Genomic DNA, 14802 nt, shown 5'->3' on the forward strand with positions numbered 1-14802 from the left:
GGGCGGGGTCGGGCGGGGTCGGGCGGGGTCGGGCGGGGTCGGGCCGGGTCGGGCCGGGCCCCCTCACCGGTTCGGGTGGACTTTCCGGCCCGGCCGCCCGGCCGCCCCGGTCACCCGGGCCGCGCGCCCGCGCGCTGATCCGCCCCGGACGAGGGGACAGCCCGTAGGCTGGGCGCCGTGCGTGCCGCCCGCGTCGCGCGCGACCGCGCAACCGACCGCCCGGGGGCCCGATGAAGATCCTCATCTCCGCCGACATGGAAGGCGCCACCGGCGTCACCTGGCCCGCAGACGTGCTGCCCGGCACACCCCAGTGGGAGCGCTGCCGCTCCATGTTCACCTCCGACGTCAATGCGGCCGTACTCGGCTTCTACGACGGCGGCGCCGACCGGGTCGTCATCAACGAGGCCCACTGGACGATGCGCAACCTGCTGCTGGAGCGCCTCGACGCCCGGGCCGAGATGCTCACCGGCCGCCACAAGGCCCTCTCCATGGTCGAGGGCGTCCAGCGCGGCGACGTCGACGGCGTCGCGTTCGTCGGCTACCACACGGGCGCCGGCACCGAAGGCGTGCTCGCCCACACCTACCTGGCCAACTCCATCACCGGGGTCTGGCTCAACGGGACCCGGGCGAGCGAGGGGCTGCTCAACGCCCACGTCGTCGCCGAGTACGGCGTCCCGGTCATCCTGGTCACCGGCGACGACCTGACCTGCGTGGACGCCGCCGGCTACGCCCCGGAGGCGGTGACCGTCGCCGTCAAGGACCACGTCTCGCGCTACGCCGCCGTCTGCCGGACCCCGGCCCGGACCGCCGCCGACATCCGCGCCGCGGCCAAGGAAGCCACCGCGCTCGCCGTCCGCTACGAGCCCGCGCCCGGCGGCCCGTACACCGTGGAGCTGGAGTTCGACGCCGAACACCTGGCCATGTCCGCCACGGTGGTCCCGGGGGTCCGGCGCAGCGGCGAACGCAGGGTCGCGTACACCAGCGCGACGATGTACGAGGGGATCCGCAGCTTCAAGGCGGTCACGACGGTCGTCTCGGCGGCCGTGGAGGAGCAGTATGGCTGACATGCGCACAACCGACACCGGCGCTCCCGCCGACACCGGCGCCGCCGTGGACGCAGCGGACAGGGCGAACGCGGCGGACGGGGTGAACACGGCGGACGTGGTGGACGCGGTGGCCCTCGACGAGGCCGTCGGGTTCACCTCGGACCTCATCAGGATCGACACCACCAACCGGGGCGGCGGCGACTGCCGCGAGCGGCCCGCCGCCGAGTACGTCGCCGAACGGCTCGCCGCCGCCGGCCTGGAACCGCTCTTGCTGGAGCGCACCCCGGGCCGCACCAACGTCGTCGCCCGGATCGAGGGAACCGACCCTGCCGCCGACGCGCTCCTCGTCCACGGCCACCTCGACGTGGTCCCCGCCGAGGCCGCGGACTGGAGCGTGGACCCCTTCTCCGGCGAGGTCCGCAACGGTGTCGTCTGGGGGCGCGGAGCCGTCGACATGAAGAACATGGACGCGATGGTGCTGGCCGTCGTACGGGCCTGGGCGCGCGCGGGGGTCCGCCCGCGCCGGGACGTCGTGATCGCCTACACCGCCGACGAGGAGGACAGCGCCGTCGACGGCTCCGGCTTCCTCGCCGACGAGCACCCCGGGCTCTTCGAGGGGTGCACCGAGGGCCTGAGCGAATCCGGCGCCTTCACCGTCCACACCGGACCCGGCCGGTCCCTCTACCCCATCGCCGCCGGTGAACGCGGCACCGCCTGGCTGAAGTTGACCGCACGCGGCACCACAGGTCACGGATCCAAGCCGAACCGGGCCAACGCCGTCAGCCGGCTGGCCGCCGCGGTCGCCCGGATCGGCGCGTACGAGTGGCCGGTCCGGCTCACCGCCACCGTCGCCGCCTGCATCACCGAACTCGCCGCCCTCCAGGGGCTGTCCGCCGACCCGCGGCGCCGCGGCTTCGACCTCGACGCGGTCCTCGGCAAGCTCGGCCCGGCCGCCGCCCTCGTCGAGGCCACCGTCCGCAACAGTGCCAACCCGACGATGTTCAGCGCCGGCTACAAGCTGAACGTGATTCCCGGCGAGGCCACCGCCTTCGTCGACGGCCGCATGCTGCCCGGCGGCGAGGCCGAGTTCATCGCCACCCTCGACGAGCTCACCGGACCCGACGTCACGTGGGAGTTCCACCACCGGGAGGTCGCTCTCGAAGCTCCCGTGGACGGGCGGACGTTCGCCGTCCTGCGCGAGTCGGTCGAGCGGTTCGACCCGGACGGCCGCGTGGTGCCCTTCTGCATGGCGGGCGGCACCGACGCCAAGCAGTTCTCCCGGCTCGGCATCACCGGCTACGGCTTCTCCCCGCTGAAACTGCCGCCCGGCTTCGACTACTGGTCCCTCTTCCACGGCGTGGACGAGCGGGTCCCCGTCGAGGCCCTCCACTTCGGCGTCCGCGTCCTCGACCGCGCGCTGCGGACCCTGTGAGCGGGGCCCGGTGATGTCCGCCGCGCAGACCCTGCCGTACGGGAGCTGGCCCTCGCCCATCGACGCCGGACTCGCGGCCTCCCGCGACGGCCGGCCCGAGTACGTCGGCACGGTGGGCCCGGAAGTCTGGTGGACCGAGCCCCGGCCGCAGGAGGCGGGCCGCCGCACCCTGGTGCGCCGCCGCCCCGCCGGGTCCGGGGCCGGGAGCGAGGTCAGTGAGCTGCCCGCGCCGTGGAACGTGCGCAGCCGGGTCACCGAGTACGGCGGCCTGCCCTGGGCGGGGGCCGAGCGGACGGCGGGCGGACCCCTGCTGGTCTTCGTCCACTTCGCCGACCAGCGGCTGTACGCGTACGAGCCGGACGCGCCGGGCGCCCCGGAGCCGCGCCCCCTCACCCCGGTGTCCGGCACCGGCGGCGGGCTGCGATGGGCCGACCCGGTGCTGCGCGGGGACGAAGTGTGGTGCGTGCTGGAGGAGTTCACCGGGCCCGGGCCGACCGATGTGCGCCGGGTCCTGGCCGCCGTACCCCTGGACGGGTCGGCGGCCGGGGACCGTGCGGCCGTACGGGAACTGACGGACGGCCGGCACCGCTTCACCACCGGACCGCGGCTCTCCCCGGACGGCCGGCGTGCGGCCTGGCTGGTGTGGGACCACCCGCTGATGCCCTGGGACGGCACCGAGCTGCAGCTGGCCGAGGTCACCGCGGAGGGGGAGCTGTCCGGTGCGCGGACGGTCTTCGGCGGCCCCGACGAGTCCGTCGCCCAGGTGGACTGGACGGCCGACGGAGCCCTCCTGGCGGTCAGCGACCGCGGCGGCTGGTGGAACCCGTACCGGGTGGACCCGGACACGGGGTGGGCCGTCAACCTGTGCCTGCGGGAAGAGGAGTTCGGGGGAGCGCTGTGGAAGCCCGGACTGCGCTGGTTCGCCCCGCTCCCCGACGGGCTCGTCGCCGTGCTGCACGGCCAGGGCTCCTCGGTGCTCGGCATCCTGGACCCGGAGAGCGGCGACCTGGTGGACGCGGCCGGTCCGTGGACGGCCTGGCAGCCGACGCTCGCCGTGCACGGCAGCCGGGTCTACGGGGTCGCCGCCAGCCCGCGCAGCGCCTACGAGGTGGTCGAGCTGGACACCGCCAGCGGACACGCCAGGGTCGTCGGCGCGCAGGGCGCGGACCCGGTGGACCCGGCCTACTACCCCGAGCCGCAGAGCCGCACCTTCCTCGGCCCGGACGACCGGCAGATCCACGCCCATGTCTACCCGCCGCACCATCCGGCCTGCCGGGCCCCCGCCGACGAACTGCCCCCGTACGTGGTGTGGGCGCACGGCGGGCCCACCGACCACGTGCCGCCCGTACTCGACCTGCACATCGCCTACTTCACCTCGCGCGGGATCGGCGTGGTCGAGGTGAACTACGGCGGCTCCACCGGCTACGGCCGCGCCTACCGGGAGCGGCTGCGCGAACAGTGGGGCGTGGTGGACGTGGAGGACTGTGCGGCGGTGGCCCGGGCGCTGGCCGCCGAAGGGACCGCCGACCCCGTCCGACTGGCCATCCGCGGCGGCAGCGCGGGCGGCTGGACGGCAGCGGCATCGCTGGCCGCGACCGACCTGTACGCCTGCGCGGCGATCATCTACCCGGTGCTGGACCTGCTGGGCTTCGCCGAGGAGACCCACGATCTGGAGTCCCGCTACATCGACGGCCTGGCGGGGCCGCCGCAGACCCTCGCCGTCCTGTGCCGCGAACGCTCCCCGGTGGCCCGGGCCGACCGGATCACGGCGCCGTTCGTCCTGCTCCAGGGGCTGGAGGACCCGGTCTGCCCGCCGGCCCAGGCGGAACGGCTGCTGGCCGCGATGCGGGGCCGGCCGGTGCCGCACGCCTACCTGGCCTTCGAGGGCGAGGGGCACGGCTTCCGCCGCGCCGAGACCATGGTGCGGGCGCTGGAGGCCGAACTGTCGCTGTACGCGCAGGTCTTCGGATGCGAACGCACCGATGTCCCGAGGCTTCCCCTGGAAACCTCTTCGTGAATCTCAGAGCAGGACGAGCAGGCGCGTCCGTGCCTTGAGCTTCCTGCTCGCCGAGCGGCTCTGCACGTAGACCTCCAATGCGGGATTGTGGCCGGCCTTCACCGAGACGGTTCCCTGGATTCCGGTACCGAAGAGCAGGCTGCGTGCCGCGTCGCCCGTGTACGCGCGGCCGGTGTCCTTCTCGACCACGATGACCTCCTTGTTCGCCTGGACCTGGACCCTGGTGCCCAACTGGTAATAGCAGGAACCGCGTTCATAGCTCACCTCGGGATGCGCATCGACGAAGGAGCGGATGTTCATGTCCGTATCGACCTGCAGCAGCCGGTATTTGTCGGCCGCGATCGGTTCGAGGTTCGCCCGTACGTCGTCGACGGAAAGGTCCTGGCCGACCGCGAACAGGTTCCTCGTGCCGCGCACACCCTTCTCGCGGCCGCGCAGGAAACTGGTGGCGGCGGCGCGCACGGTGCCGATCGCCTCCTTGACGCCCTCCTGGGAGTCCGCGTCCCAGATGGCGATGTTCCCCGCCGGGAAGCCGTAGTTCTGGGCGGTCCGCTTCGCCAGGGAGTTCGGCACGAGGATCGCGGAGGTCCAGTGGTCCGGCAGCCCGCCCATCCGGGCCGTGATCCGGTCGAGCCAGGGGCCGAGGATGCTCATGTCGCCGTCGTGCCGCCGGTCGCCGCCGGAGGCGTTCTCCTCGCCGTCCGTCACCACGATCTGGAGGAAACTGTGCTCGCCGTACTCCTCCCAGATGTGACCGAGGTCGTCCAGGGATTTCAGGGAGGCTTCGATGAGGGCGGTGGCGCCGTTCTTCACGGTGTAGAGGCCCCGCATGGACGGCAGGTGCTTCACGTCCATGTCCCAGACCAGATTCTCCACCCGGTGGTCGAAGGAATAGAGACTGATCCGGGTCTCATGCCCGAGGCTGTCCGACTCGGCCTTCAAACCCGCCACGAACTCGTCCACAACACGGATGAGTTGGCTCTCGTGCGGACGCATGGAACCCGAACAGTCCACTACCAGCGCGACGTGGTTCACCTTGTGCTGGATCCTGTGTGCGGACATGACTGTGCTCCTTTTCCGAAGCTCCCCGAGTGATGCGTTCACACTATGGGGAGCCACTGACAAAGGAGCTTGACGGACGATCAGCGGTGAAAGGGGCGCCGCGGGGAGCCTCAGGCGGTGTGCAGCCAGACGCGCAGCGGGCCGATCGCGGTGAATCCGCTGCGGAGGGCGCTGTCCAGGTCCTCGCCGTGTTCGTAGCCGACCACGGGCAGGTCGGGGCGGCGGGCGGCGATCGCGGTCAGGGCGCCCGCCCAGGCCGTGTCGGTGCCGATCCCGTCGCGGGCGAACAGGTTGGAGACGCCGACCGCGTCGGCGCAGGTGTGCGCAACGGCCCCGGCGACGATCCGGTCCCCGATGCGGCCGGCGAGGAAGGCGGTGTCACCGCCGAGCAGGGAGGGCCGGAACAGCCCGGTGGCCTCCTCGCCGTCCCACGCGGCGTCCCAGGCCGCCAGCTCCGCGGCGTCGCCGACCTCGGACCACTCCGGCGCGGACGGTGCCGCCGGGACCGGTACCCCGGCCGGGCGGTGGATCCACTGGGCCTCGAAGAGCACCTCGAAGCCGTGCCCGGACAGGTCCAGGGCGGCGAAGCTGTCCTTCACCGAGCAGCCGGGAGAGCCGGTGTCGATCGGAGGCAGCACCTCCGCCGCCTCGACGCCCGGGTCCAGGGTCACGGCATCGGGGTACAGGGGCGGTGTCCGTACCGTGCTCAGCCAGAGGTCTCCGCCGGCGTACCGAGGCGACAGGCCGTGCGCGCGGCAGACGGCGTCGCACCACCCGGCGTTGTTCAGCGCCGCCCGGCGGCGCAGCGCCGCACTCGTCTCGTCCATGATCACGATCTGATCGTGTCACAGCCCCCAGGGGTGTGTCGTGCCGGTCAGGCCGGGCTCGCGGGCCCTGGCAACCCCTGCGGCCGATCACCAAGATCGCGGCAGCCGTGATGGCGGCGCCGGCCACGCCTCGCCGCGTTGTCCTCGGTCGGCGACGCTCCGCGTAGCCTCCCTCGTCCGCCTTGCGGTGCACGGGCCCCGCTCCCTGATCCGGCCGGACCGCCAAGACACCCCCTAGCCTGGGGCGATGACCTCTTCCAGCTACGTCCGGGAGGGCGACCGCGTCGGCCTGCGGTCCTACCGGATCGCCGACGGGCCCGAGTTCACCGCGCGCGTGCGCGAGAGCTGTGACCTCCACCGCCCCTGGCTGTTCCCGCCCGCCACCATCGAGGAGTACGAGCCCTACGCGACCCGGCTGACCGAGGGCGACGCCCGCGCCGGGTTCCTGGTGTGCGAGCTCGGCACCGGGGCCCTGGCCGGTTTCGTCAACGTCAACAACATCGTGCGGGGCGCCTTCCGGTGCGGGGCCCTCGGTTACGGGGCCTTCGCGCACGCCGCGGGCCGAGGACTCCTGCGCGAAGCCCTCGGCCTCGTCCTCGACCACGCCTTCGCCCCCACCGGGGAGGGCCTCGGCCTGCACCGTCTCGAGGCCAACGTCCAGCCCGGCAACGCCGCCTCGATCGCGCTGGTCCGCGGCGCCGGCTTCCGGCTGGAGGGCCTCTCGCCCGACTTCCTCCACGTCGACGGTGCCTGGCGGGACCACGAACGCTGGGCCGTCACCGCCGAGATGCCGCGCGCCCGATGACGTCGACGTCGCAGTGGCCGTCGGCGCCGTTGCCGTCGCCGCCGACACCGTCGAGCAGGACGGCACCGAGACGGGTCAGCGAATGAAGGGCGTTCTTCCGCTCCCTGGCCAGACGGGTCAGTCCGGCACCGCGCAGTGTGGCGGCGTGCTCGCTGGCGCTCGCCGGTGAGATCCCCGCCCGCCGGGAGAGCTGTGTCGTCGTGCACGCGGGATGGTCGGCTATCACGCACAGCACGATCGCCCTGGTACGCCCCAGGAGCGCTGCCAGGGCCGGCGGCACCGGTGCGCCGGCCCGCCGTGCGTCCGCAGGGGGTGCCCACAGCGCGGCGGCGTCGACCGGATCGCGCAGGGCCGGATACACCATGACCACGGAATCGGCCCGGGGGCCGGCGAACAGCTGGGGGACCGGCCCGCAGAACACCGACGGCGCCAGCACCAGCGGGCGGCCCCCCAGGTGGTAGTCGGCGACGGGGTGGACGAGCGGCCGGTAGTCCGGGACCTCCAGCACGGGCGGCTTCCACACGGCCATCGGGCGCATGCCGTCCAGCAGGGCCGCCACCCCGCCGCCCACCATGAGGCGCCCCTGGCGGGCCACCTCCCCGTCCAGGTGGTGGCGGATGCTCCCCCAGTACGGGGCGACCGCCACCCGGTGGCAGTCCCGCAGCGCCTGGGCGAGGCGCCCCACGGACCGCCGGTCGGCCCCCGCCAGCCCGGCCAGCCACCGGGCCCGCACCCTGTCGGTCCCCGCGCACACGGCGAACTCCTCGCACAGGCGGTCCGCCGGGGCGCCGGCCAGCCGTTCCAGCCCCTCGCCCAGGCAGCCCGCGGAGCCGACCAGGGTGAACAGGTCCACGAGCCCCCCGGCGGGAGAGCCGAGGAACCGTGCGATGTGCGGGCCGTCGCCCGTGACGAGCGGCCCGGTCCGGGCCCGCCAGCCGCCGAACAGCGCCTTTGCGTCGCGCCGCTGGAGGTTCCACAGTCCGAGGACCGTCTCCGCGAGCGGACCCAGGACCTCGACCCGTACCCGTCCCAGGTCCTCCACGGTGAAGTGCAGACGCAGCACACCGGCCTCCTCACCCGCCCGTGTCGAATGCTCCCCGCCGTGCTCGTTTCGGGGCAGCCCGAATCGAGTCGATTTCCGTGTCGCGCCGAGCGGATCCTGTCCGGCGAGCGGTGCTTCCCGCTCGGCCTCCAGGGACGAGGGAACGTCCCGGCGGACACGGACAACGACAAGGGAGAGAGCATGCGCACCACAGTGGTACGGGTCCTCGCCACGCTCGCCGCCGGTGCGGCCGTCCTCGTGACGGGCGCTGCGGGGGCCTCGGCCGCCGCGGCACCGGGCGAGGTCGCCGTCGCGCCGGCCCACCGGTCACCCGCGGATGCCACGGGGTGGGTGTTCCTCGGCGAGTACTCCAAGCGGGAGTGCGTGTCCCTGCGGGACTCCTACGCGGGCCGCGCCAAGTGCGAGCGCAACGCGGGCGGGTTCTACGACCTCTACGTCTGGCAGTGAGCCTGCCCGCGGTCCGCGACTGCGCGGGAGGGTCCCGCTGATCGTACGGGCCCGGTCCGGCCCCGGCGGCGCGTCCGCCGGGGCCGGACCGGCGTGCTGCGGGTTCTTGCGGGACAATCGCCACCGCCGCGGCGCCGGATCGCGCAGGATGAGGGGATGCGCACCCTGGTACTGCTCGATGCCCCGTCCAACCTCGGTCTGCGGCCGCCCGCGCCCGGGGCGGTCCCCGGGGTCTACAAGCTCGCGGGCGCCCTGCGCGACCATGGCCTGCTGAGCAGGCTCGGGGCGCGCGAGGGAGGCGTCGTGGTCCCGCCCCGCTACGACCGCGGCGACTGGGTGGAGGGCGACGGCGTCTTCAACGCCGATGCCCTCGCCGCCTACACCGTCACCCTCGCCGACCGGATCGAACGCCACCTGCGGGCGGGGGAGTTCCCCGTCGTGCTCGGCGGGGACTGCTCCATCCAGCTCGGCGCCTCGCTCGCCATGCGCCGGACCGGCCGCTACGGCCTGGCAGCCGTCGACGGCTCCGCCGACTTCCGCCACCCCGGCAACACCGCCGTCAACGGTCCCGTCGGAGCCGCGGGCGGCGAGGAGCTGGCCCTGGCCACCGGCCGCGGACAGCCCTCGCTCAGCGACCTGGAAGGGCTCGCGCCGTACCTGCGCGACGAGGACGTCCGGCTGTTCGGGATGCGCGACGGGGACGCGGACCTCCCGGAGCTGGCGGAGGCCGGGATCTTCGCCGCCACCGTCGGCGAGATCCGCCGCCGGGGCGCAGCCGTCGTCGCCCGGTCGGCGCTGGACGGCCTGCACCCGCCCGTCACCGACGGGTTCTGGGTCCATCTGGACGCCGACGTGCTCGACCCCGAGGTGATGCCGGCCGTGGACAGCCCCGACCCCGGGGGCCTGCTGCCGCAGGAGGTCGCCGAACTGCTGCGCGTCCTGGTGGGGTCACCGCGGTGCGTCGGGCTGAACGTCACCATCTACGACCCGGACCTCGACCCGGACGGCCGTGCGGGCGCGCTGCTCGCGGACCTGGTGGCGGGGGCCTTTGCGTCATCCTGACCGGTGGTGATCCGCGGAACCCCTGTGCACCGGCCGCCGTGGCGTGTTCCATTTCCTCATGGCCACCACCGTCCGACGCGCCGTACTGACCCTTCCCGCAGCCTCGTTGGGCTCCGACAACCCGCTGCCCGCCCTGCGCGCGCCCGACGGCGTGCACGTCCTGGACGAGCGTTCCCGCGACGGCCTGCCGCGCGACATGGCCCGGCAGATCGGGTACGAGCCGCTGCGCTCGCTGCTGCCCGTCCGCATCCGCGACGGGTACGGGCGGGAGCGCGCGGAGCGGGAGTTCGAGGCCGTCGTCATCGAGAACGAGCACGTGCGGGTCACCGTGCTGCCGGGCCTGGGCGGACGGATCCACTCGCTGGTCCACCTGCCGACCGAACGCGAACTGCTCTACCGCAACCCGGTGTTCCAGCCCGCCAACTTCGCGTTGAACGGCGCCTGGTTCTCCGGCGGCATCGAGTGGAACACCGGGGCGACCGGCCACACCACCCTCTCCTGCGCCCCGCTGCACGCCGCCCTCGTCCCGGCCCCGGACGGCGGCGTGATGGTCCGGCTGTGGGAGTGGGAGCGGCTGCGCGACCTGCCGTTCCAGGTGGACCTGTGGCTGCCGGAGGACTCGCGGTTCCTGTACGTCGGCGTCCGCGTGCGCAACCCGCACGAGCGGCCCGCACCCGTGTACTGGTGGTCCAACACCGCCGTCCCCGAGGACCCGGGCAGCCGTGTCCTGGCCCCCGCGGACGAGGCCTGGCACTTCGGCTACGAGCGCACCCTGCGCCGCATCCCCGTGCCGGAGTGGGAGGCCGCGGACCGTACGTACCCACTGCGCAGTGAGTACCCGGCCGACTTCTTCTACGAGGTCCGGGACGGGGACCGGCCCTGGATCGCCTCCCTGGACGCCGCCGGGGAGGGCCTCGTGCAGACCTCCACGGCACGGCTGCGGGGGCGCAAGCTGTTCGTGTGGGGCGCGGGCGGTGGCGGGCGGCGCTGGCAGGAATGGCTGACCGAGCCGGGCACGGGCGGTTACGCGGAGATCCAGGCCGGGCTGGCCCGGACCCAGCTGGAGCACGTACGGCTGGAGGGCGGGGCGGAGTTCAGCTGGCTGGAGGCGTACGGGCCGCTGGCGGCCGAACCGTCGGCGGTGCACGGCGCGGACTGGGCGGCGGCCCGCGGCGCGGCCCAGGACGCGCTGGACGCCGTACTGCCCCGGGAGCGGGTGGACGCGGCCTACGAGGCGTGGCGCGGCTGCGCCGACACCGAACCGGGGGAGCGGCTGGCGGTCGGCTCGGGGTGGGGAGCGCTGGAGGTGCTGTGCGCGGGGCACCGGCTGCCGGGCACGCCCTTCGAGGAGTCGACGCTGGGCGAGGAACAGGAGCCGTGGCTGGAACTGTGGCGCACGGGGGTCCTGCCCGCTCCGCGCCGGGTGGTGCCGCCGGGCCCGAGCCTGGTCGCCGCGCACTGGCGGGACATGCTGGAGACGGCCCCCGCGGACCCGCTGACGGAGTACCACCTGGGAGTGGCCCAGTGGCACGCGGGGGACACCGCCCAGGCGGTGCGGAGCTGGGAGCGCGGGCTGGCGCTCGCCCTCTCGCATTGGCCGCTGCTGCGCTGTCTGGCGGTGGCGGACGCGCTGGCGGGTGACGCTGCGCGGGCCGCGGACGGCTTCGCGGCGGCCTTCGAGGACCTGGCCGCGGAGAGCCGCGGGGGCGGTCCGTGGACGGCGGCGGAGTCGGCGCTGGGCCGGGAGGCGATGGCCGCCCTCCTGGCGGCGGGCCGGCTGCCGCAGGCCCGCGCCGTCTGGGACCGGCTCCGGCCGGGCCTGCGCGAGCAGGGCCGCTTCCGGTTGCTGGCGGCCCGGCTGCTCGCGGCGGAGGGCCATGTGCGGGCGGCCCGCCGGGTCTTCGAGGACGGCTTCGAACTCCCCGACCTGCGGGAGGGCGAGGAAAGCCTGTCCGACCTGTGGTCCGCCCTCACCGACTGCCCCCTGCCGGCCCCCTACGACTTCCGCATGCGGCCGGCCACCTCGTGATCCCGTCGAGGCAGAGCACGTACCGCTTGCCGGAGACGGCCCGGCCGGTGCCGTGGGGTCAGGCCCGGCACAGGATCTCGGCGTTCAGGACCGCGAACCAGGCGTCCGGCGAGGCGCCCCAGGTGTGCCAGGCCCCGGCGGCGGCCGTCAGGTCGTCGGTCGACGCGTGGCCGCCCCGGACGGCGAGGTCCGCGTACGCGGAGGCCTTGGTCCGGTCGGCCCACAGGGCGGACCACCACGCCGTCTCCTCCGGGGAGGCGAAGCACCAGGCCGTGGCCGAGGAGGTCACGTCGGTGAAACCGGCCTGCCGGGCCCAGGCCCGCAGGTGGCGGCCCGCGTCCGGCTCGCCGCCGTTGGCGCGGGCCACCCGCCGGTACAGGTCCAGCCACCCGTCCAGGCCCGGCGTCGCCGGGTACCAGGTCATCGCCGCGTAGTCCGCGTCGCGCGCGGCGACGATCCCGCCCGGCCGGCACACCCGCCGCATCTCGCGCAGCGCCCGTACCGGATCCCCGACGTGCTGCAGCACCTGGTGGGCGTGGACCACGTCGAAGGAGTCGTCCGGGAAGTCCAGCGCGTGCACGTCCGCGACGGCGAAGGACACGGCGCCGTCCAGCCCGCGCTCCGCCACGTGGGCCCGGGCCTGCGCCAGGACGCCTTCGGCCGCGTCGACGGCGGTGACCCGCCCGCCCGGTGCGACCAGCTCCGCCAGGTCCGCCGTGATGGTGCCCGGGCCGCAGCCGACGTCCAGCACCGCCATCCCGGGGCTCAGCTCGCCGATCAGGTACGCGGCGGAGTTCTCGGCCGTGCGCCAGCGGTGCGAGCGCAGGACCGACTCGTGGTGGCCGTGCGTGTAGACGGCGGTCTCCCTGGCGGCGTGCGTGGCGTCCATGGCGGTACCTGCCCCTCCTCGTCGAAGCGTTGCCACCACCGTAAAGGATCAGTTCGCCATTTGAGATGTGCGTTTTGACATGTGGACACTGGCCTTGTTGGCCAAGGCGGCCGGCCGGGTCGGTGGCACGGCGATTCGGGTGCGAGGAGAGTGGCTCCAGGGGGAGTCGCCCCTGGTGGAGGACGGTGGGAGCCATGTCCGACGCGCTGCTCGAACGGCATGCCGAGGCGCTGCGGCTCTTCGGTGAGCGCGTGCGCGCCATCAAGGACGAGCAGTGGGACGCGTCCACCCCGTGCACGGAGTGGACCGTGCGGGACCTGGTCAACCACGTCACCGGGGAGCAGCTCTGGATCCCGCCGCTGATCACCGAGGGCCGCACCGTCGAGGAGCTCGGTGACGCCTTCTCCGGGGACGTGCTGGGTGACGACCCGGTCGCGGCGTGGGACAGGGCCTCGGGCGCCGCGCACGCCGCCTTCGCCGCGGCCGGCGCGCTGGAGCGGACCGTGCAGCTCTCCTACGGGCCCGCGCGCGGCTCCGCGTACTGCTCGGAGCTGACCGCCGACTGCGTCGTGCACACCTGGGACCTCTGCCGCGGCATCGGGGTCGACGACCGGCTCCCCGACGCCCTCGTCGAGTTCTCGATCAAGGAGGTCATGCCCTACGCCGACGGACTCGCGGCGAGTGGCATGTTCGCCGAGCCGGTCGAGGTCCCGGCGGGCGCGGACGCGCAGACCCGGCTGCTCGCGATGGTCGGGCGCCAGGGCTGGGGCGGGGACGCCGGACCACCGGCGGACGGCGCCTGATAACGGGCATGTGCGGCCAAATAATCGTATAAAGGTCAGGGTCGGCGGAGTGCGGCGCGACGGACGCGGAAGGCGGGCAGCGGTGGCGGGGATGCAGCGCACGACGGCGGAGGGCCGCGGCCCCGTCCGCTACGGCCCGCCCGCGCCGCAGCCGGGCCTGCCCGTGCTCTCCGAGCTGATCTCCGTCCTCGGCGCGGCCGCCGGGCGCGCCTCCCCCCAGCCCCCCGGCGGCGACGCCCCACTGCGCGACGCCGCCTGCCGGTACTGGGGCCGGCGCGGGCTGGCCACCTCCCCCGACCACGTGGCGGCCGGCCCCGGCGCCCCGGCGCTGCTCCTGGCCCTCCTCGGGGCCCACGGCGGCGACGTGATGCTGCCCCGGCCCTGCCCCGCCTGGTGGACCCCGCAGATCAGACTGCTCGGACGGCGGGCCTACCACGTACCCACCCCGGCCGAGTGCGGCGGTGTACCGGACCCCTACGCCCTGCTGGAGACCGTACGGCGGGTACGCGCCGAGGGCGGCGATCCGCGGGTGCTGCTGCTGTCGGTGGCCGACGACCCGACCGCGACCGTGCCCCCGCCGGAGCTGGTGCGCGAGGCGTGCGAAGCCGCCGAGAGCGCGGGGCTGTTCGTCGTCAGCGACGAGAGCTGGCGCGACACCGTCCACCGGCCCCACGACGACCTCGTCCTGAGCCCCGCCGAGATGCTGCCCGAACGGACGGCGGTCCTCGTCGACCTGTCCGGCGCGCTGCTGCCCGCCGGCTGGCCCGCCGCCGTGGTCCGGTTCCCGGACACCCCGCACGGGGCCCTGCTGCGCGCCCACACGCTCGACGTCCTCACCGCCACCGGCGCGATGATCGCCGGGCCCGTCGCCGGGGCCGCGGCGCACGCCCTCGACGAACCCGACGCCGTCGCCGCGCGCGCCCGCGCGGCCGCCCGCCTGCACGGCCGGGTGGCCGACGCCGCGCACCGCGAGCTCCGCGCGGTGGGTGCCCTGGCCCGGCCCCCGCAGGCCGGGCGGCACCTCTACGCCGACCTCGGCCCGCTGCGGGCCGGGCTCGCCCGGTACGGGGTCGGCGACGCCATGGAACTGGAGGACTGGCTCGGCGTCCGGCTCGGCGCGCCCACCCCCGGCGGACAGCGGTTCGCGGACGAACTGGGCGCCCTGCGGGTCCGGTTGTCCACCGGCCCGCTGCTCGGCGCCACCCCCGAGGAACGGCTGGCCGCGCTCACCGCCCGCGATCCCCTCGAACTGCCGCACGTGCGGAGCGCGCTGGACCTCCTCGGATCGGTCCTGGCCGGGCTGGCCTGACCTCCCGGCCG

13 protein-coding genes are annotated in these 14802 nt (G+C 74.6%); 9 read left to right on the plus strand and 4 right to left on the minus strand.

The window, feature by feature from the left end; all coding sequences use genetic code 11:
- Window positions 1-230: 230 nt before the first annotated feature.
- The 3 genes from IH80_RS0122595 to IH80_RS0122605 are packed head-to-tail and all read left to right on the plus strand — an operon-like array spanning window position 231 to window position 4495.
- A complete protein-coding gene (locus tag IH80_RS0122595; protein WP_030962832.1) occupies window positions 231-1064 on the plus strand; it encodes a M55 family metallopeptidase in 834 nt (277 codons plus the stop codon).
- Window position 1065: 1 nt separating this feature from the next.
- Window positions 1066-2478, plus strand: coding sequence for a M20/M25/M40 family metallo-hydrolase (locus tag IH80_RS0122600; protein ID WP_420708832.1), 1413 nt, complete (start codon window positions 1066-1068; stop codon window positions 2476-2478).
- A gap of 13 nt (window positions 2479-2491) precedes the next feature.
- The gene (locus IH80_RS0122605; protein WP_030962836.1) at window positions 2492-4495 is read left to right on the plus strand and encodes a prolyl oligopeptidase family serine peptidase; all 2004 of its coding nucleotides are present in this window, start codon (window positions 2492-2494) and stop codon (window positions 4493-4495) included.
- A gap of 3 nt (window positions 4496-4498) precedes the next feature.
- Here IH80_RS0122605 and IH80_RS0122610 read toward each other — a convergent pair whose 3' ends face one another.
- Both IH80_RS0122610 and IH80_RS0122615 read right to left on the minus strand, forming a co-directional pair.
- Window positions 4499-5557, minus strand: coding sequence for a vWA domain-containing protein (locus tag IH80_RS0122610; protein WP_030962837.1), 1059 nt, complete (start codon window positions 5555-5557; stop codon window positions 4499-4501).
- 110 nt (window positions 5558-5667) lie between these two features.
- A complete protein-coding gene (locus tag IH80_RS0122615; protein WP_030962838.1) occupies window positions 5668-6384 on the minus strand; it encodes a hypothetical protein in 717 nt (238 codons plus the stop codon).
- A 247-nt stretch (window positions 6385-6631) separates the two neighbouring features.
- Here IH80_RS0122615 and IH80_RS0122620 point away from each other — a divergent pair, with 247 nt between their 5' ends.
- Entirely contained in the window at window positions 6632-7189 is a 558-nt protein-coding gene (locus tag IH80_RS0122620) for a GNAT family N-acetyltransferase (RefSeq protein ID WP_030962840.1), read from the plus strand.
- Here IH80_RS0122620 and IH80_RS0122625 read toward each other — a convergent pair.
- Entirely contained in the window at window positions 7161-8252 is a 1092-nt protein-coding gene (locus tag IH80_RS0122625) for a winged helix-turn-helix domain-containing protein (RefSeq protein ID WP_234432346.1), read from the minus strand. The genes IH80_RS0122620 and IH80_RS0122625 overlap by 29 nt on opposite strands.
- A 180-nt stretch (window positions 8253-8432) precedes the next feature.
- Between IH80_RS0122625 and IH80_RS0122630 the strand changes: the two genes are divergently transcribed.
- The 3 genes from IH80_RS0122630 (at window position 8433) to IH80_RS0122640 (ending at window position 11790) form a co-directional block, all read left to right on the plus strand.
- Window positions 8433-8699, plus strand: coding sequence for a hypothetical protein (locus IH80_RS0122630; protein WP_030962843.1), 267 nt, complete (start codon window positions 8433-8435; stop codon window positions 8697-8699).
- A gap of 156 nt (window positions 8700-8855) precedes the next feature.
- Window positions 8856-9761: an arginase family protein gene (locus IH80_RS0122635; RefSeq protein WP_030962845.1), complete on the plus strand. Its 906-nt coding sequence runs from the start codon at window positions 8856-8858 to the stop codon at window positions 9759-9761.
- A gap of 58 nt (window positions 9762-9819) precedes the next feature.
- On the plus strand, window positions 9820-11790 hold the full coding sequence (locus tag IH80_RS0122640) for a DUF5107 domain-containing protein (RefSeq protein WP_030962846.1): 1971 nt from the start codon (window positions 9820-9822) through the stop codon (window positions 11788-11790).
- A 58-nt stretch (window positions 11791-11848) separates the two neighbouring features.
- Here IH80_RS0122640 and IH80_RS0122645 read toward each other — a convergent pair whose 3' ends face one another.
- On the minus strand, window positions 11849-12679 hold the full coding sequence (locus IH80_RS0122645) for a methyltransferase domain-containing protein (RefSeq protein ID WP_030962847.1): 831 nt from the start codon (window positions 12677-12679) through the stop codon (window positions 11849-11851).
- A 194-nt stretch (window positions 12680-12873) separates the two neighbouring features.
- Here IH80_RS0122645 and IH80_RS0122650 point away from each other — a divergent pair, with 194 nt between their 5' ends.
- Together IH80_RS0122650 and IH80_RS0122655 are read left to right on the plus strand one after the other, a co-directional pair.
- Window positions 12874-13482: a TIGR03086 family metal-binding protein gene (locus tag IH80_RS0122650; RefSeq protein ID WP_051809773.1), complete on the plus strand. Its 609-nt coding sequence runs from the start codon at window positions 12874-12876 to the stop codon at window positions 13480-13482.
- 91 nt (window positions 13483-13573) lie between these two features.
- Entirely contained in the window at window positions 13574-14791 is a 1218-nt protein-coding gene (locus IH80_RS0122655; protein ID WP_030962851.1) for an aminotransferase class I/II-fold pyridoxal phosphate-dependent enzyme, read from the plus strand.
- The last annotated feature ends 11 nt before the right edge of the window (window positions 14792-14802 follow it).

This window comes from Streptomyces sp. NRRL S-378, from assembly GCF_000720645.1.
Classification (GTDB): domain Bacteria; phylum Actinomycetota; class Actinomycetes; order Streptomycetales; family Streptomycetaceae; genus Streptomyces.